The 17,422-nt window shown below is 72.4% G+C and carries 13 protein-coding genes and 1 pseudogene; 2 read left to right on the top strand and 12 right to left on the bottom strand.

What is annotated here, in order from left to right:
• Positions 1–48 precede the first annotated feature (48 nt).
• Complete coding sequence (locus C9F13_RS06230) at positions 49–714, bottom strand: cupin domain-containing protein (protein ID WP_108445379.1); 666 nt, start codon at positions 712–714, stop codon at positions 49–51.
• Between the two features lie 154 nt (positions 715–868).
• Between C9F13_RS06230 and C9F13_RS06225 the strand changes: the two genes are divergently transcribed.
• Positions 869–2,686, top strand: a complete 1,818-nt coding sequence (locus tag C9F13_RS06225) for a monovalent cation:proton antiporter-2 (CPA2) family protein (protein WP_108445378.1) — start codon at positions 869–871, stop codon at positions 2,684–2,686.
• Positions 2,687–2,718: 32 nt separating this feature from the next.
• On the opposite strand, the gene C9F13_RS06220 is transcribed toward C9F13_RS06225, so the two are convergent.
• The 10 genes from C9F13_RS06220 to C9F13_RS06175 all read right to left on the bottom strand — a co-directional run bounded on the left by C9F13_RS06220 (position 2,719) and on the right by C9F13_RS06175 (position 15,959).
• A complete protein-coding gene (locus C9F13_RS06220; protein WP_108445377.1) occupies positions 2,719–5,046 on the bottom strand; it encodes an ATP-dependent DNA helicase in 2,328 nt (775 codons plus the stop codon).
• Positions 5,039–6,790 carry a VRR-NUC domain-containing protein gene (locus C9F13_RS06215; RefSeq protein ID WP_108445376.1) on the bottom strand — a complete coding sequence of 584 codons (1,752 nt, stop codon included), beginning with the start codon at positions 6,788–6,790 and terminating at the stop codon, positions 5,039–5,041. Before C9F13_RS06215 ends, C9F13_RS06220 begins: the two co-directional genes overlap by 8 nt.
• A gap of 32 nt (positions 6,791–6,822) precedes the next feature.
• Positions 6,823–7,866 carry an NAD(P)H-dependent flavin oxidoreductase gene (locus tag C9F13_RS06210; protein WP_108445375.1) on the bottom strand — a complete coding sequence of 348 codons (1,044 nt, stop codon included), beginning with the start codon at positions 7,864–7,866 and terminating at the stop codon, positions 6,823–6,825.
• 32 nt (positions 7,867–7,898) lie between these two features.
• On the bottom strand, positions 7,899–8,207 hold the full coding sequence (locus tag C9F13_RS06205; RefSeq protein WP_108445374.1) for a monooxygenase: 309 nt from the start codon (positions 8,205–8,207) through the stop codon (positions 7,899–7,901).
• A gap of 70 nt (positions 8,208–8,277) precedes the next feature.
• Positions 8,278–8,799, bottom strand: coding sequence for a retropepsin-like aspartic protease family protein (locus C9F13_RS06200; protein WP_108445373.1), 522 nt, complete (start codon positions 8,797–8,799; stop codon positions 8,278–8,280).
• Between the two features lie 84 nt (positions 8,800–8,883).
• On the bottom strand, positions 8,884–10,239 hold the full coding sequence (locus tag C9F13_RS06195; RefSeq protein ID WP_108445372.1) for an MFS transporter: 1,356 nt from the start codon (positions 10,237–10,239) through the stop codon (positions 8,884–8,886).
• A gap of 50 nt (positions 10,240–10,289) precedes the next feature.
• On the bottom strand, positions 10,290–12,323 hold the full coding sequence (locus C9F13_RS06190; RefSeq protein WP_108445371.1) for a CocE/NonD family hydrolase: 2,034 nt from the start codon (positions 12,321–12,323) through the stop codon (positions 10,290–10,292).
• Between the two features lie 42 nt (positions 12,324–12,365).
• Positions 12,366–13,670: an ATP-grasp domain-containing protein gene (locus C9F13_RS06185; protein ID WP_108445957.1), complete on the bottom strand. Its 1,305-nt coding sequence runs from the start codon at positions 13,668–13,670 to the stop codon at positions 12,366–12,368.
• A 109-nt stretch (positions 13,671–13,779) separates the two neighbouring features.
• Positions 13,780–14,967, bottom strand: coding sequence for a toxic anion resistance protein (locus tag C9F13_RS06180; protein ID WP_108445370.1), 1,188 nt, complete (start codon positions 14,965–14,967; stop codon positions 13,780–13,782).
• A gap of 47 nt (positions 14,968–15,014) precedes the next feature.
• Positions 15,015–15,959: a cobyrinic acid a,c-diamide synthase gene (locus C9F13_RS06175; protein WP_108445369.1), complete on the bottom strand. Its 945-nt coding sequence runs from the start codon at positions 15,957–15,959 to the stop codon at positions 15,015–15,017.
• Positions 15,960–16,207: 248 nt separating this feature from the next.
• Here C9F13_RS06175 and C9F13_RS06170 point away from each other — a divergent pair, with 248 nt between their 5' ends.
• Complete coding sequence (locus C9F13_RS06170; protein WP_108445368.1) at positions 16,208–17,035, top strand: helix-turn-helix transcriptional regulator; 828 nt, start codon at positions 16,208–16,210, stop codon at positions 17,033–17,035.
• A 47-nt stretch (positions 17,036–17,082) separates the two neighbouring features.
• Here the strand turns inward: C9F13_RS06170 and C9F13_RS06165 are convergent.
• Positions 17,083–17,422 (bottom strand): annotated as a pseudogene (locus C9F13_RS06165) (aldehyde dehydrogenase family protein); the annotation flags it as partial.

Below are 17,422 nucleotides of genomic sequence, written 5' to 3'. Positions count from 1 at the left end.
GCGCAATCGGGGCCGGTAGCGATTTGTCAGCAGGGGTAACCGGGCCGCTCACGCGGGCGGCAGGTGGCCCACCTTGACGTAGATGAGCGCGCCGTCCTCGCCGGTGAAGGGGGTGTGCCGGCTGCCGTGGGGGCTTCGCAGCCAGCTGCCGGCGGGATAGGCGCCGTGCTCGTCGTGGAAGGTGCCCTCGAGCACCAGGATCTCCTCGCCGCCCCAGTGGACATGGGGCTGGAAGCGGGTGTTCGGCGCCCAGCGCACCAGGGCCACGTGCTCGCCCTCGAAATCGTGCAGCGGCAGCACCGAGAGGCCCTCGACCAGGCCCGGCCGCCAGTCACCGGCCCGGGTGTCGATCGCCTTCTGCTCGGTGTCGTCCGGCGAGAACTGGTGCAGCTTGACGAAGATCAGCGCGCCCTGCTCGCCCACCCGGGGCGCATGGGCCGTGCCGATGGGGTTGCGCAGGTAGTGGCCCGCCGGGTAGCGGCCGTGCTCGTCGGCAAACTCCCCCTCCAGCACCAGGATCTCCTCGCCGCCGCCGTGCTCGTGGGTCGGGAAGGTGCTGTTCGGCGCGTAGCGCACCAGGGAGGTGGCGCGGGCCACCTCGTCGCCGACGCGGTCGAGCATCATCCGCTCCACGCCGGCCGTGGGGGAGTCCACCCAGCGGTACTCCTCGGGGGTGACCACCGCGCGGCGGCTGAAGTCGGCATTGAGTCGCATGGCGGTCTCTCCTGTCGGCAATGAAGGGGCGTCGGTGACGAGTGGGACCGGACATGACGCCTGCCGTTCCCGTCGGTCACGGCGCCCGCCTGACCCGCGGTCGTACCCATCGGGTAACATGGGGACCGCCCCCGCCATTCGCAAGGAGTGCTCCTTGGCCATCGACCTGCTGCTCAACGCCCTGATCTTTCTCGCCGCGGCGGTGCTGATCGTGCCGATCTTCAAGCGCCTCGGGCTCGGCGAGGTGCTGGGCTACCTGGCCGCCGGGGTCGCCATCGGTCCCTCGGCCCTTGGCCTGGTGGCCGATGCCGAGGCCGTGCTGCAGTTCTCCCAGGTGGGCATCATCTTCCTGCTGTTCGTGATCGGCCTGGAGCTCAAGCCCTCGCGCCTCAAGCTGATGCACAAGGCGGTCTTCGGCTTCGGCAGCCTGCAGGTCGGGGTGACCACGCTGCTGCTCACGGCCTGCGCCTGGGCGCTCGGCCTGTCGCCCATGGCCGCGGCGGTGACGGGCTTCAGCCTGGGACTCTGCTCCACGCCGCTGGTGCTGCAGCTGCTGGGGGAGCGCCACGAGCTGCAGAGCCGCCACGGCCGCAACGCCTTCGCCCTGCTGCTCTTCCAGGACCTGGCCGCGATCCCGGTGCTGGCCCTCATCCCCTTGCTGGCCGCCGAGGACTTGCTGGCGGAGGGGCTCATGCCGATGCTCCAGGAGATCCTGGTGGCCGTCGGCGCCTTCGCCGGCCTGATCGTCGGCGGCCGGCTGCTGCTGCGGCCGCTGTTCCGCTTCGCCGCCGGCACCCGCAGCCGCGAGGTATTCGCCGGCACCGCCCTGCTGGTGGTGATCGGCGCCGCCCTGCTGATGGAGCTTGCCGGCCTCTCCATGGCGCTGGGCGCCTTCATCGCCGGCGTGCTGCTGGCCGACTCGGAATACCGCCACGGCATCGAGGCGGACATCGAACCCTTCCGCGGCCTGCTGCTGGGCCTGTTCTTCATGGCGGTGGGCATGACCGCCCAGATCGGCCTGCTGGCCGAGCACCCCGGGATGATCCTCGGCCTCACCGGCGTCCTGCTGCTGGCCAAGGCCCTGAGCGTGGTGGCGGCGGCCAGGGCCTTCGGCACCGGCTGGCGCGAGGCCCTCAACCTCGGCGTGCTGCTCTCCCAGGGCGGCGAGTTCGGCTTCGTGCTGCTCACCGCCGCCGGCGCCGCGGCGCTGCTGCCCGCCTCCCTGGTCAACCAGCTGGTGCTGGTGGTGTCGCTGTCGATGGCCGCCACGCCGGTGATGTTCCTGGCCCACGCCAGGCTGGTGCGCCCGCTCTTCAAGACCCGGAAGGCCCGTCCCGACTTCGACCCCCTGCCGGACGAATCGCCGCAGATCATCCTCGCCGGCTTCGGGCGCTTCGGGCAGATCATGGGCCGTGCCCTGCAGGGGCTGAAGATCCCCTACACGGTGCTCGACATCAACGCCGACCAGGTGGCCTTCGTCCGCCGCTACGGCAACAAGGTCTATTTCGGCGACGCCTCCCGCATCGACCTCCTCGAGGCCGCCGGCGCCGACCAGGCCCGGGTGCTGGTGGTGGCGGTGGGCGACCCCGAGGCCTCGATGCGAATCGTCGCCAGCGTGCGGCAGCGCTTCCCCCACCTGCGCCTCTATGCCCGGGCCCGCAACCGCTACCACGCTCACCTGCTGATGCGAGCCGGGGTGAAGGACCTGGTCCGCGAGTTGCTGCCGGCGAGCCTGGAGCTGACCCGCGACGTGCTGGTCGGCCTGGGCATTCCCCGCGACCAGGCCCAGCACACCATCGACACCTTCCGGCCCCATGACGAGCTGACGCTGCGCCGCCAGCTCGAGGTGTTCGGCAACGAGAAGAAGCAGATCCAGACGGTCCAGGAGGCGGCCCGGGAGCTCGAGGCCCTCTACGAGGCCGACGAGGATGTCACCACCTCGCTGGAGGAGCCGCCCCACCGCGAGTCGTGACGGCCGGCGCTCCAGGGGCCGCCCCCTCGCCCTTAGCGACGCGTCCCGCCCGGCGGCCCCCACCAGGCCGGCAGGCGCTGGCGCACCTCGCGCCGGGCGAAGCGATCATCCATCAGCACCACCGTGCCGCGGTCGTCGGGCCCGCGGATCACCCGTCCGGCCGCCTGCACCACCTTGATCAGCCCGGGGATGTGGTAGGCGTAGTCGTCGCCGCGGCCGAAGCGCGCCGCCAGCCGCGACTTGAGCGCCTCGTTGAAGCGATCCGTCGGCGGCAGCCCCAGGGTGGCGATGAAGGCGCCGACCAGCCGGTCGCCGGGCAGGTCGATCCCCTCGGCGAAGGCGCCGCCCAGCACCGCGAAGCCGATGCTCGCCCCGCCCGGCGTGAACCCGGCCAGGAAGGCGTCCCGCGCCTCCTCGCGCATGCCGCGTGTCTGGGAGCGCACGGGGATCTCGGGATGCGTCTCGCGAAGGCGCGCCAGGGCCGCCTCCAGGTAGGCGAAGCTGCTGAAGAAGGCGAGGTAGTGGCCCGGCCGGCGGCGAAACTGCTCGGCCAGCTCGGCGACGATGGGCGCAAGCGAGGCCTCCCGGTCGCGCAGCCGGGTGGAGATGTCGGCGCGGATGCGCACCTCGAGCTGCTCGGCGGCGAAGGGCGAGGCGACCTCGCGCCAGACGGTGGCCTCGGGCAGGCCCAGCAGGTCGCGATGGTAGTGGGGCGGGCTCAGGGTCGCCGAGAAGAGCACGGCCGCTTGGGCGGCGGCGAAGCGCGGGGCGAGGAAGTCCGCCGGCACCAGGTTGCGCAGCCCCAGCACCGCCCGGCCGCGCCCATGGCGGGCGAGGTCGCACAGCGAGTGCTCGCCGAAGGACTCGGCCAGCCGGGTGAAGGCCAGCGCCTCGAAGAGCAGCTCCTGCAGCGCCAGGGAGGCCTGCTCCGGATGCTCGCCGAGGTGTTCGGTGATGGCGCTGGCCGCCCCCGACAGCGCCGCGACCATGCCGTCGGGAAGTCCCTCGAGCACCCGATAGGCCGGCCGCCCCGGCTCGCCGGCCTCGCTCATCCCGGCCTCCCGGACCAGCGCCTGCCACTGGCGGCTAAGCCGCCCCAGCGGGCCCTTCAGCGCCGCGGGGGCCTCGCGGCGCAGCTTCGCCAGGCGGCGCTGGTCGAGCTCGGCGCTGTACATGCCCCGGGCCCGCTCCACCAGGTTGTGGGCCTCGTCAACCAGCAGCCCGGTGCGCCAGCCGTTGGCCCGGGCCAGGCCGTGCAGCAGGGCGCTGTCGTCGAACCAGTGGTTGACGTCGCCGACGATGACGTCGCACCAGCGCGCCAGCTCCTGGCCGAGGTAGTAGGGGCAGACGCCATGCTGGCGGGCCACCTCGGCCAGCGTCGCGCGATCCAGGAAGCCCCGCGCCACCGCGGCCCGGCGCGCCGCCGGCAGCCGGTCGTAGAAGCCCGCCGCCAGCGGGCAGGCCTCGCCGTGGCAGGCCCGGCCGGGGTACTCGCAGGCCTTCTCCCGGGCGGTGAGCTCCAGCACCCGCAGCGCCCGCGGGGTGGCGTCCGGGCTTCCGGCGTCCGGGCCATCGCCGTCGGCGCCCAGCGCGGCCAGGGCATCAAGCGCCAGCCGGCGCCCCGGGGTCTTCATGGTCAGGAAGGCCAGGCGGTCGAGCCCGCGGCGCGGCATCGCCTTGAGCAGCGGGAAGAGGGTGCCCAGCGTCTTGCCGATGCCGGTGGGCGCCTGGGCGAGCAGGCAGCGCCCGGTGCTCGCGGCCTTGTAGGCGCTCTCCGCCAGGTCGCGCTGGCCGGGGCGAAAGTCCGGGTGGGGAAAGGCGAGCGCGTCCAGGGCCGCGTCGCGGCGGGCGCGGTGCGCCGCCTCCTGCTCGGCCCAGGCCAGGAAGCGCCGGCACTGGGTGGCGAAGAAGGCCTCGAGTTCCGCGGCGCTCGCCTCCCGGGTCAGCACGGTCTCGCGGCCGCTGGCGACGTCCAGGTAGACCAGCGCCAGGGTCACCGAGGCCAGCCCACGCTCGGCGCAGAGCAGCGCGCCGTAGACCGAGACCTGGGCCCAGTGCAGGGCGCGCTGGTTGTCGGCCATGCGATCGAGCCGCCCGCGGTGGGTCTTGACCTCCTCCAGGCGGTTGGCCGCGGGATCGAAGCCGTCGGCGCGCCCGCTCACCGTCAGCCCCTCGCAGGTGCCGGCAAGCGGCAGCTCGGCCTCGTAGCCCGGGTCGCGCCGCCCCGCGACCAGGGCGTGGCCGGCGATGCCCTCCCGGGCGCTGGGAGCCGGCGTGAAGCGATGATCGAGATCGCCCTCCCGGGCGGTGAAGTCGCACAGCGCACGCACCGCCACCCGCCGGGGCGCGGCCTCAGCCATCCTCGAGCGCCTCCGCCGCCGGCTGCCAGGCGACGTGGCAGACCACCGCGGGCATCCCCCGGGCGCGGAAGAAGGCGAGCCAGCGTTGCTGGTTGTCCTGCAGCCGGTCGCCCGGCCCCTTCACCTCGATCAGCCGGTAGCGCGGCTCGCCCTCGGGGGCCCCGGGGTGAAACTGGATCAGGTCCGGCAGGCCCGCCCGGTTGGCCTTCAGATCCTCCAGCAGGCGCTCGAAGCAGGCGCGCAGGTCGGCGGCCGGCAGGCAGGCCAGGGCCCGCTCGAGGAGCGCCTCGTCGAGCGCGCCCCAGTGCACGAAGGGCGAGGCGAGCCCCTGCTTCTCGAGCCAGGTGGCCCGTATCGCCTCGCGGTGGCGGCCGTCGTCGAGGCGGGCCAGGCAGGCGTCGAAGCGGTCGCGGCGGCGGCGGACGAAGTCCTCCCGGTAGAGATCCGCCGGGCCCTGGTGGAAGGGGTGGAAGAAGGCGCCGGGCAGCGGCGCGAAGATCGCCTCCCAGCAGAGCAGGCCGAAGAGCCCGGTGAGCAGGGCGTTCTCCACGTAGTGCACCGGGGCCGCCGCGTCGTGGAGGTGATCGCGCACCGCCGCCTCCACCGGGCCGGGCGGCAGGGTCAGCGACCAGCGCTCATGGGCGGGCTCGGGCCTTGCCGCCGGAGGGGCGAGCCCGAGCCGGCGGCAGAGTCGCGGCACCAGTCGCCCCATCGCCTGGGCCTCCTCCTCGCTCGCCGGGGCGGCGGCGAGGGGCTCGGCCAGGGCCAGCGCCTCGGCGTGCTCGCCGCGACGCTCCTGCAGGCGCAGGTGGCGGATCCGCGCCTCCACGCTGCCGGCCGGCGGTGACGCCGCCCCGCGCTCGGGCGCGCTCTCCGGCCAGCCGGCCCGGTGATAGAGCGAAAGGGCCGCCTCGCCCTGCCCCTCGCTCTCCGCCTGGCGCCCCAGGGCGAGGCAGAGCCTTCGGTGCCGCGAGGCCAGCCAGGCGTTGTCGATCATCGGTGCGGGGAGCTCGGCGTGCAGCGCCTCGACCGGCTCGCCGGCCGCCAGGCGCTCGCGCAGCCGGTGCAGCGCCAGGTAGGCGTCGAGCTCCTCGCGGCGGCCGAAGGCCCGGGAGTCGGGGGTGATCGCCACCCGCTCGTAGTGGCGCAGGCCGAGCTCGGCGAGCACGAACGCCGACCAGTCCTGGCGCAGGTTGCCGAAGAACATCAGCCGCAGCCGGTCGCAGGTCGCCATCACGGCGAGGCGCACGATGCGATCCGGCGCCTCAGGCCACCAGTCAGCGAGCCGGCGGGGTGCGGCGAGCCGCGGCGCCAGCGCCTCATGGAGCGCGGCCTTGCCGGTGGCGGCGGGCAGCCCTGCCGCGGCGATCTCGGCGGCCAACGCGCGGCGCAGCTCGGGCAGGCGCAGCTGCTGGAAGAGGGTCTCAACATCGAGGAGCGGGTCGGCCTCGACGAGGCCCGCCTCGATCAGCGGGGCGAGGGCGGCCTCGGTGTCGCCGATCTCCGGATAGTCGAGGCGCGCGGTGCGAAAGTGCTCGCCCTTGCGCATCACCATGCGCACCAGCAGCGCCTGGGCGGCCTCGGGCAGGGCTGCGATGCGCGCGACGAGGGCGTGCTCGGCGTCGCTCAGGAGATCGCCGTGGCGCTCGACCACCCACTCCAGCACGAAGCGGAAGTTCGCCAGGTAGTAGCGCGGGTCGTCCAGGGAGGCGGTGACCGCCGAGGCGGCAGGCATCGGGTTCATGCCGCCATGGTATCAGGGCCCTCGCGACGGCGTCAGCGCGCCACGCCGCGGGCCAGCTCGCGCACTATCTCCTCGGCCGGCACCGCGCGGCAGCGGCTGGCGTTCTGCCCGGCCCACAGCGGCGAGGCGTCCCCCAGCCCCCGCGCCTCGGCGGCGGCGCGCAGCGGGGCGATGGCCGCCCCGGCCAGCGGGAAGGCCGGCGCCGCCTCGCTGAGCGGCCCCAGCTCGCGCATCAGCCGGGTGACGATGCCCCGGGCCGGACGGCCGCTGTAGAGGTTGGTCAGCGCCGTGTGGCGCGCCGCCTCGCTCATCAGCGCCTCGCGATGGAGGGCCGAGGCCCGGGATTCCGGGCAGCAGAGGAAGGCGGTGCCGACCTGGACGGCGTCGGCGCCCAGGGCCAGCGCCGCCGCCACGCCGCGGGCATCGGCGATGCCGCCGGCGGCGATCACCGGCACGCGCACCGCCTGCCGCACCTGGGGCAGCAGCGCGAGGGTGCCCATCTGGCACGACAGGTCGTCGCTCAGGAAGTGCCCCCGGTGGCCGCCCGCCTCGAGCCCCTGGGCGATCACCGCGTCCGCGCCCCGGGCCTCGAGCCAGCGCGCCTCCTCCACCGTGGTGGCGGACGAGAGCACCGTCGCCCCCCAGGCCTTGACCCGCGCCAGCAGGTCGGGCGCCGGCAGCCCGAAGTGGAAGCTGACCACCTTCGGGCGATAGGCCGCGAGGACGTCACAGGCCGCATGATCGAAGGGGCGCCGCCCGCCCCCTGCCGGCAGCGCCTCGACATCGAGGCCGAACTCGGCGTACCAGGGGGCCAGCAGCGCCTGCCAGCGCGCCTGGCGCTCGGGGTCCGGGGCGGGCTCCTCGTGGCAGAAGGCATTGACGTTGATCGGCCCCGCCCCCGTCGCGCGAACGGCCTCGAGCTCCGTTGCCAGGGCCTCGGGAGAGAGCATCGCGCCGGGCAGCGCCCCGAGGCCGCCGGCCCGGGAGACGGCGATGGCCAGGGCGCTGTCCTGGGCGCCCGCCATCGGGGCCTGGAGGATCGGCCAGCGCAGGCCGAGGGCGGTCGTCCATGACATGGGCATCTCCTGCTATGGGGGGAGTCGGTCGCTCAGGCGCCGAGCGGGCCGTGGGTGATCGCGGTGAGGCCCTCGTTGACCGCGAGGATCTCGGCCTCGATGCCCTCGACCCCCAGGTCGGCGAGCCGGGCGCTGTGCTTGTCGAGGTAGGCCTCGGCGCTTTCGGCGTCATCGAAGAGGTAGACGCCGCCGGCCAGGTGGCGCTCCGGCGACTCGGTCCAGACCTTCCAGCGCAGGCCGGGCTCGTCGTTGATGCTCTGGGCCAGCGGCGTCAGGGCCTCGACCATCGCCTCGCCGAAGGGGCCCGGGAAGGGGAAGTGGATCTGCAGGATCACGGCCATGACACGGCCTCCAGGCTGGGAATGGGCCCCCAGCATAGCGTCTCGCCGGCCGCCTGCCAGCCCGGGCGCCTCAGCGCCTGGCCGGGCGCAGCACCATCTGCTCGCCGCGGATCTCGATGTCGAAGCGCTCGAGGAAGCTCATGCCGAGCAGCGCCGCCTCGCCGCCGAGCCCGGGGCTGACCGAGCCGCGCACGTCCCGGGCCTCGTAGCCGCCCAGGCGCACCGTCTCGAGGGTGGTGAGGTCGCCGCGCACCCGGCCGTTGGCGGTATTGAACCAGGCGCTGCCGGTGCGCTCGAGCCCCAGCCGGTCGGCCAGCGCCTCCGGCAGTGCCACGTAGGTGGCGCCGGTGTCGAGCAGGAACTCCACCGGCTCGCCGTTGATGCGCCCGGTGGCCACGAAGTGGCCGGCGCGATTGCGCTCCAGCACCACCGGGCCGCCCTCGCCCACCGCGACCTCGGCGAGGTGGGCGTTGGGGTTGCGCTGGGCATCGAGGACGCCCTGGAACCACCAGGCGCCGCCCGCCAGGAAGAGCACCCAGAACAGCAGCATCATGCCGAGCCCGACCCGGCGTGTGGCTCGCTCGTCGCTCATGTGCGCTCCTCCCGACAGTGGCCCCTGGCGCCATCATGCCACAGCGGCGGGCCGCCACCGTGTCACGCCGGTTCAGCGATCCGTCTAGCGGCCGTTGCGGGCCTCCCAGTCGCGGGCCGCCTGCTGGCCGCGGGCCTGGTCGACGAACAGGCAGACCAGGATGGCGACGAGGAACAGCGCCGCGCAGAGCAGGATCGAGGCCTTGAGCCCCACCAGCGACTGCAAGAGGCCCAGGCCGATGATGCCGATCACCCCGGCGAGCTTGTTGGCCAGGCCCCAGAAGCCGAAGAACTCGGCGGCCTTGCGCTGCGGCGAGAAGAGTCCCACCAGGGCGCGGCTGGCCGACTGGCTGGAGCCCAGGGAGAGCCCGGCCAGGCAGCCCACCACCAGGAAGAGGTGCTGCGCCTCCCAGGCGAGGCCGAAGTGGCCGTTCAGGAAGGCGGTGACCTCCGGTGTGGCCCAGATGGCCAGTATCGCCGCCACCCAGAGCGCCAGGGTGAAGAGGTAGGTGATGCGGGTGCCGATGCGGTCCTGGATGAAGCCGAAGCCCAGCGCCCCCACCGCGGCGGTGATCTGCACGATGATGAACATCAGGTTGCGGATCGCCTCGTCCCAGCCGATCACCTGGGCGCCATAGATGAAGGCGAAGGCGATGACGATGTAGACGCCGGCCATGGAGAAGAGCAGCGAGACCAGGAAGATGCCGAGGTCGCGGAAGCGCTTCAGCTCGTGCAGCGTGGTCGCGACCCGCGCCACGGCGATCTCGCGGTAGGTCTTGCCCGGCGGCTGGGGGGTGCCGCGCTCCCGCACCCAGAGGAAGGTGGGCACCGCGGCGACCAGGAAGAAGCCCGCGGCGAAGGGCCCCACCCAGCGGACGCGCTCGAAGTTCTCCGCCGTGGCCTCGCCCAGCATGAACAGCGAGAAGCCCGCGGCGAGCAGCCCCCCGACGTAGCCCAGCGCCCAGCCGAAGCCGGAGATCTTGCCCAGGTCCTCCGGCGGGCCGAGGTCGGGCAGGAAGGCGGCGATGAACGACTCGCCCATGGAGAAGGCGTAGTTGGCGATCACGATCAGCACCACGCCCAGCAGCACCGCCCCCGGCACCACGAAGTAGAGCATCGCCGAGGCGGCCACGGTGGCCAGGTAGCTGACGAACAGGAAGGGCTTCTTCGCCGCCTGGTAGTCCATCACCGCCCCGCACAGGGGGCCGGTGAGCACCACCAGCAGGTAGCTCATGGCCAGCGCCAGGCTCCACAGGAAGTTGGCCAGGCGATAGCCGTCGCCGCGATCGCCGACGATCACCGTGGTGAAGAGTTCGCCGAACACCACGGTGATGATCAGCAAGGTGTAGGCCTGGCCGGCGAAGTCGAACATCGCCCAGCCGAGGATCTCCTTGCGCGAGGCGCGCGGCGTCGCGGTCACGGCGGCGGGGGTGAGGCTCATCGGCGCATCCCTGTGAGAGTCAGGGCGCCACGATAGCAGCCTCCCCCGCCCTAGACGAGGTCCCGGGGGATCGTCTCGTCCCAGGTCCTGGCGAAGATGCGGGTCTCGCCCTCCCAGGCGTCCAGGGTGGCGCGGATGCGGAAGTTGTCGGCATCCGAGGTCAGCAGGGTGCGGGTCAGGGTGTGCACCTCCCAGTCGCCGCGCCGGAAACTGCGCTGCCACTCGGTCCAGCCGCTGACGCTGTCGTAGCTGCCGTAGGCGTAGCCGTAGCGCTCGGTGACCCGGGCGGCGATCTCCAGGTCGATGTCGTCGATCCGGTAGCGACCCTCGTCGTGGACCACCTCCAGGGTGGTGCGATCCTTGGCCAGGTCGCGGATCACCCGCCAGCTCTCCTGGCTGGGCTGGATCAGCGTCTTGGCCAGCGCCGGTGCGCCCTCGGGCTCGGCGAAGGCGGGCAGCGCCGCCTCCTCGTCGGGGCGAGGGTCGCGGCGCGGCAGCACCAGCCGACTGGCGCCGGGCCAGAGGGTGATCCGCACCGGCTCGGGCGCCGGCCATGCCAGCGGCCAGTAGCTGGTGGAGAGCGACAGGCGAATGGCGTGGCCCGCCGGGAACTGCTGGGCGATGTGCTTGAGCGGGATGGACACCCGATAGCGCTGGCCCGGCACCAGCGGCTCGGGATGCTCGTTGCTGTCGCGATGGGTGAGGTTGAGCAGGCCGTAGGAGACCCGGGTGGCCTTGTCGTCCTCGCCGATGTCGGAGAGGCGCAGCGCCACCATGGCCACCGGCTGGTCGGCGCTGAGCTCGAGCTCGACCTGCGGCGAGCCGCAGATCTCCAGCGCCTCCTCGAGCCGCGGCGTCTGGAAGATCAGGCAGCCGCCATCCTCCTCGCGCTGGTCGTGGGGCAGGTCCGGGGGCGCATTGTAGGAGCACCACTTGCCCGCATAGAGCCCCACCGAGAGCGGCGAGCGGACGTCCAGGGTGGCCTCCGGCGGGTCCTCTCGCGGTGCGTCCTCGGCCATCAGATCGTGGCCCTGGGTGAGCCGGAAGGCCTCGGGGATGATGTTCGGCGACGGCCAGTCGGGCTCGGCGACCCAGCGTCCGGGACGCTCCTCGTAGCGCGCCGAGGGTGGCATCGCCTCCTGCATCCAGACCCGCAGCATGGGTTCCTCCATGATCCCGGTATCGACCCCTTTCAGCCACTGGTCCCACCAGCGCAGCGACTCCTGCAGGAAGCCGATGGCCGGTCCCGGCACGCCGAGGTGCGGGTACTTGTGGGCCCAGGGGCCGACCAGCCCCTTGCGCGGCACGTCGAGCCCGGCCAGCAGGCGGAAGACGGCGTTGCAGTAGCCGTCGGCCCAGCCGCTGATGGCATAGACCGGACACTGGATCGCCGCGTAGTCCTCGCACACCGAGCCGTGCTTCCAGTAGTCGTCGCGGCGCTGGTGCTCGAGCCACTGGGCGAGCCACAGGCCGCTGCCGTCGAGCCGCTCGAGCCACATGTCGCGCCAGCGCTCGCCGACGAGCTCGGGGTCCGGCGGACAGGCGTTGCCGTCGAACATGGTCGAGGCCCAGGAGAGGTTGTCGCCCAGCAGGCAGCCGCCCATGTGGTGGATGTCGTCGGCGTAGCGGTCGTCGGTGAAGCAGATCGTGATCACCGCCTTGAGCTGGGGCGGTCCCAGGGCGGCGATCTGCAGGCCGTTGAAGCCGCCCCAGGAGATGCCGATCATGCCGACGTCCCCGGTGCACCAGGGCTGGGCCTGGAGCCATTCGAGGATCACCAGGCCGTCGTCCAGCTCGCTCGGCAGGTACTCGTCGGTGAGCACGCCGTCGGACTCGCCGGTGCCGCGGATGTCGACCCGCACCCCGGCGTAGCCGTGGCCCGCCCAGTAGGGGTGGCTCTGCACGTCACGCTCGGCGGTGAGGTCGCGCTTGCGATAGGGCAGGTACTCGAGTATCGCCGGCACGGGATGGATCTCGGCGTCCACCGGCCGCCAGATGCGCGCGGCCAGCCGGCTGCCGTCGGGCAGCGGGATCCAGGTCTCCTCTTCCATGACCCGACGCGGGAAGTCGTTGACGATGCGCATGCTGCTGCTCTCCCTGTTCCGTGAGGGCCCGTTCGGGCGGGCTCAGCCCTGGATCTGATCGAACTCGAAGGCCAGTCGCGCCGCCAGCCGGTCGTAGTCGGCGAGCAGGTCCTCAGCCGAATTCGCCCCCATCCAGACATGGGCCAGGGCGAAGCTGTAACTGTCCTGCTCGGGCAGCGAGGAGAGCCACTGCCCGTCGGCCACCTGGATGTCGATCATCGTCCCGGGGAAGTCGGCCTCGAGCGCGTCGACCTCGGCCGGCGTCGGCACCCGGGTCACCAGGGCATCGGTGAAGAACACTCGGTAGAAGAACTTGGCCGCCATGGCGAAGTCGCCCTGGCGATGCGGCATGTCGGGACGCTGCCCCAGCCCCAGGTCGATGGTGACCTGCTGGTTGCTGATGCCGTCGACCTTCTCGAAGAGATCGCAGTGGGACTGGGAGATGCGCGTGTTGATCTCGAGCAGCCAGATGCGGTCCTGCACCTCGTCCCAGAAGTACTCGATGTTGAAGGCGGCGTTGTCGTAGCCGATGTGGGTCATCACCGTGTCGGTCAACTCGCGCATCTTGGCCTGGATGGGCTCGGGCAGCCCCGAGGGGTAGCGATAATGGAAGAAGCTCAGCACCTGGGGATAGCGCAGCGAGTCGACGATGCCGTAGCTGACCACCTCCCCCGCGTAGACGTACCCCTCCACGGTGCACTGCCAGCCGCCGATGATCTCCTCGGCCATGCAGAAGTGGCCGTCCACGGCGGCGATCTCGTCGGGCAGCTGTGCCTGCTCCAGCACCGTATTGAAGGGGTCGGCGATCAGGCCGATCGCGTCGCGCAGCTGCTCGATGGCCTGGTAGAAGTCCTCGGGGGTGTCGATGCGAAAGCCCAGCCGGGAGCCCGAGGACTTGATCGGCTTGATGAAGAAGGGGAAGTAGAGCCCCGCCTCGCCGATGTGGGTCAGGGCCTCGTCGTCGAAGGGGTCGAAGGCCGTGAAGCCCGGAATGAAGTCGGGAATGACCTCCTTCTGCACCCGGCGGCTCCAGTACTTGTGCTCGCACTTGAGCAGGCTCGCCAGCGAGGTGGATTGGGTGCCGAAGCGCTCGCAGAGGATCGGCAGCATGGTCGAGACGGGGAAGTCCATGTAGCCGACGACGGCGTCGATGGACCCCTCGAAGGCCTCGAGCTCGTCCGTCGCCTCCGCCAGCATGGCGGCGATGTCGAACTCCTCGGTGTCGTAGACCGCCTCGGGGGCGATGATGCCGTGAAAGCGCCAGTGTTCGGCGCCGCGCAGTGTCTCGAGCCGCTGGCGATTGAAATCGTTGAGCCCCACCACGAAGATGTTCTTTGCATCCGCCATGTCGCGTTCCCCCTGCTGCTCGCCCGGCCGGGCCGCTTCGAGCAGCATAGTCCAGTGCGCGGGCGATGCAGGGGCGAAGGCGGGGACGCCGGCGTGATCGGGGGAGCGCTCAGGCCGGCGCCCCGTCATCGTCGGCGTCGCGGCCTCGGGCCAGGCGGTCGATGGCCTCGCCGCCCTGGCCGGCCAGGGTCGCCAGCCGATCGATCTGGTCGTCCAGGCGCGGCAGGGCCTCGCGGCGATAGCGCGAGAGGTCGTCGATGGCCCCGATCACCTCGCCGAAGGCCTCCTCCAGGGCCTGCATGTCGAGCATCGCCGACGAGGCGCGCCGCTGGATGTCCACGCCCTGCTGGCGCAGCGCCCGGGCGGTGCCGCCGATCATCTCCGAGGTGGTGGCGTTGAGCGACTCGACGCGGTCGAGCACCAGCCGCTGGTTGGCCAGCGCCAGGGCCACGGTCACCGCCACGGTCAGCGCCGAGACGGTGACGTTGATGGCGCGGTCGACGCCGCGCATCAGCTCGCGGTTGTTGCGGATGATCACCTCGAGGGCCAGCACGCCCTGCTGGCTGACCGCCAGCTGCTGCTGCAGGTCGACGATGCGCTGGCGCAGCGGGAAGAGCAGCTCCTCCTCGAGGAAGCGCCGCTGCGGGTCTTCCTCGTCGCGGCGGTCGATGGCGACCTGCAGGCGATCGTCGATGCGCCGCCCCAGGGCGATCTGGCGCGTGAGCCTGGCGAGGGTCTCGCGCAGCGCCTGCTGGTCGTCATCGAGGGTCAGGTTGTCGCGGCGCAGCATGTCGCGGCCGCCCTCCAGGTCGGCGATGATCGCGTCCAGCGCCTGCTGGGCCGTCTCGAACTTGCGGAAGTAGCGCTGCAGGCGGCTGCCGGCCCCCGGGAGCCGCGCCAGCAGCCGATCCAGCGGCCCCGAGGCGAGGTTGTGCCGGGCGGGGTCCAGTGACTGCATGCGCCCGCGCAGGTCGACCAGCGCCTTGGCCACCGGGCCGCCCTCGTCGCCATGGTGGGCCAGCTGGCGCAGCGGGGTCTGCAGCATGGCGCTCTGGTGGGCGGCCTGCTGCTGGAGCTCCAGGCCCAGCTCGTCGACGGCGCGGCGCTGGCGCGCCTGGGCCTCGGCGTCGCCGCCATCCAGCAGCGTCTCGACGAAGGCCTCGGCCTGGGCATCCAGGCTCGCGTCGTCATCGGCGCGGGCGGTCGTCCCCTCGCCGGCCGCGCCCTCGAGGTCGCGGGCGATCTCCTCTACCGGCGGCAGCGCCAGGCGGTCGCCGTCTTGGGATGGCTCGGTCATGGGCATCTCCTGAAAGGGTCGGTCGGATAGGGGGGATCAGGCGGGCATCACGAGCCGCTGCGCCCGTAGCGGTCGGCGCGGGAGACGAAGCGGCTCAGCTCCGCCAGTGCCCGCTCGGCGGTCACCGAGGCCTGGGGGCGACCGGTCTCGATGCGCGCCAGGGAGACCGCGGTGTCGTCGAGCACGGTGAGCGCCGCCTCGTTGCGCGCGGCCAGCTCGCCCAGCCGACGCTCGGTCTCCTCGAGCAGCTCGAGGCGCCGGCGCAGGGCCTCGCGCTCCTGGGTGCCGAGCCGGCGCCCCTCGCGGCTCAGGCGCCGGCGCACGAATTCGCCGTCCACGTTGACCACGCCGCCGGCCTGGGCGGCCATGGAGTGCAGCGTATCCACCGCGCCGAGGCCGACCTGGGAGACCAGCTCCCGGGCGCGGGCGAAGGCCAGCTCGCCGCGATCGAAGCGCCCCTCGAGCACGCCCAGCAGGTGGCGATAGCGGCTGTAGAGGCGGTCGGCCTGGACGGCCAGGTCGGGGCGATGCACGTCGAGCAGCGCCTGCTTGGCGCGGCACAGTGCCAGCACCAGGTCGTCGGCCTCGGCCGGGGGGCGGGCGGGGTCGAGCACCATCAGTCCCGCCTCGTGGGCGTCGCGCTCCTCCTCGGCCCGCCGCCGGGCGGCCTCGGCGGCCAGGCGCTCGCGGAAGCGGCGCACCCGCCGACGCTCGAGGAAGCGACGCAGGCGACGCTCCAGCGGCAGGGCCACGGGGATCGCCACCAGCCCGGCCAGCCAGCCCGCGAGGGTCGGGCCGAAGCCGCCCCATAGCGAGGTCAGCCACAGCAGCAGGCTGATGAAGGGCACGATCAGGCAGTAGCGCAGGATCACCTGCAGCCGGCCCGGCGGCTCGATCGGCACGGCCAGGCGCGGATTGATCAGGCCCACCAGCAGCCAGGGCAGGCAGGTCAGGAACAGGCCGTAGGAGAAGCCCTGAAGAAATCCCAGCATGGCGTCGTCGCGCCCCCTTGGATCGATCGCGGTGACAGTGGCGATAGAATGACGATAGTGACTGGCGCCATGATGAGGCCAGCCGCGCCATCCCGCCACCCCCAGCGGCGGGACGCCGCCCGCGCGAGGCTGGCGGCGCGGGCCCCGGCACGGACGATGGCGTTGACGGCGAGGCGGCGGAGCGCCCGCCGCGCCATGCTATGCTCGAGCGTCCGAGGACCCCAACACGCCGTCAGGAACGCCCCGCCGTGCTCTCCACCGACACCCTCGCCACCGCCGACAGCCAGGCCTGGCACCAGCGTCTCGCCCAGTTGATCCTCGCGGCCGGCGGTGTCGGTTTCCCCGCCCTGCTGGAGCAGACCCTGCACGAGCTGGTGGGCTTCGACACCATCCTGGTCAACACCTACCAGGCGCAGCATCGGCCGCTGCTGATCCACGACAACTACCCGCCGCGGCGCCGCGAGCAGGGCATCGAGCGCTACCTGAGCGAGGCCTACCTGCTCGACCCCTTCTTCAAGGCGGTTCACGACGGCCTGGCGAGCGGCGTCCACCGCTTGCGCGAGCTGGCCCCGGACCGCTTCGAGTCAAGCGACTACTACCACCACTACTATCGCGCCCTGGGGCTGACCGACGAGGTCGGCCTGTTCGCCCGGGTCGACGCCGACGTGGTGATGGTGGTGTCGCTGGGCTTTCGCGAGGACGCGCCTCGGCTTACGCGGCGCGGCCTGCAGGCGCTGCGCCATGTCGCCCCGGTGCTGGAGGTGCTGCTGGGGGAGTACTGGAAGTGGCAGGGCCAGCGCTTCCAGGAGCGCCTGGCCGAGCGCGAGCCGGTGGAGGCCGCCTTCGACAGCTTCGGCCAGGAGGCCCTCACCGCCAGGGAGCGCGATATCGTCAGGCTGCTGCTGGCGGGCCACTCCACCAAGTCGGCGGCCCGGGAGCTTGACATCAGCGACGGCACCGTCAAGGTCCACCGCAAGCACATCTACCAGCGCCTGGCGGTCTCGAGCCAGTCGCAGCTGTTCCGGCTCTTCCTCGACCACGTGGCCCTGGTCTCCCGCCGCCAGGCGGGCCCCTAGGCCGGCGCGCCGCCCTCGGCGGCGGCCGTCAGGGGCCCGGGCCACGCTCAGGTCGCGAGGGTCATCCATACGCTCTTGAGGTCGGAGTACTCCTCCAGCGAGTGATGGGACTTGTCGCGGCCGTTGCCCGACTGCTTGACCCCGCCGAAGGGCATGGTCTGATCGCCCCCGCCCAGTTGTTGACGAACACCTGGCCCGAGCGCAGCCGTCGGGTCACCCGCATGATGCGATCGATGTCCTGGCTCCACAGCCCGGCCGCCAGGCCGTAGTCGCTGTCGTTGGCGAGCCGCACCGCCTCGGCCTCGCTGTCGAAGCCGAACACCGCCAGCACCGGGCCGAAGATCTCCTCGCGGCCGATGGCCATCTGCTCGGTGACGCCGTCGAACA

This window comes from Halomonas denitrificans, from assembly GCF_003056305.1.
Lineage (GTDB): Bacteria > Pseudomonadota > Gammaproteobacteria > Pseudomonadales > Halomonadaceae > Halomonas > Halomonas denitrificans.
This window is presented reverse-complemented; position numbering and strand designations above follow the sequence as displayed.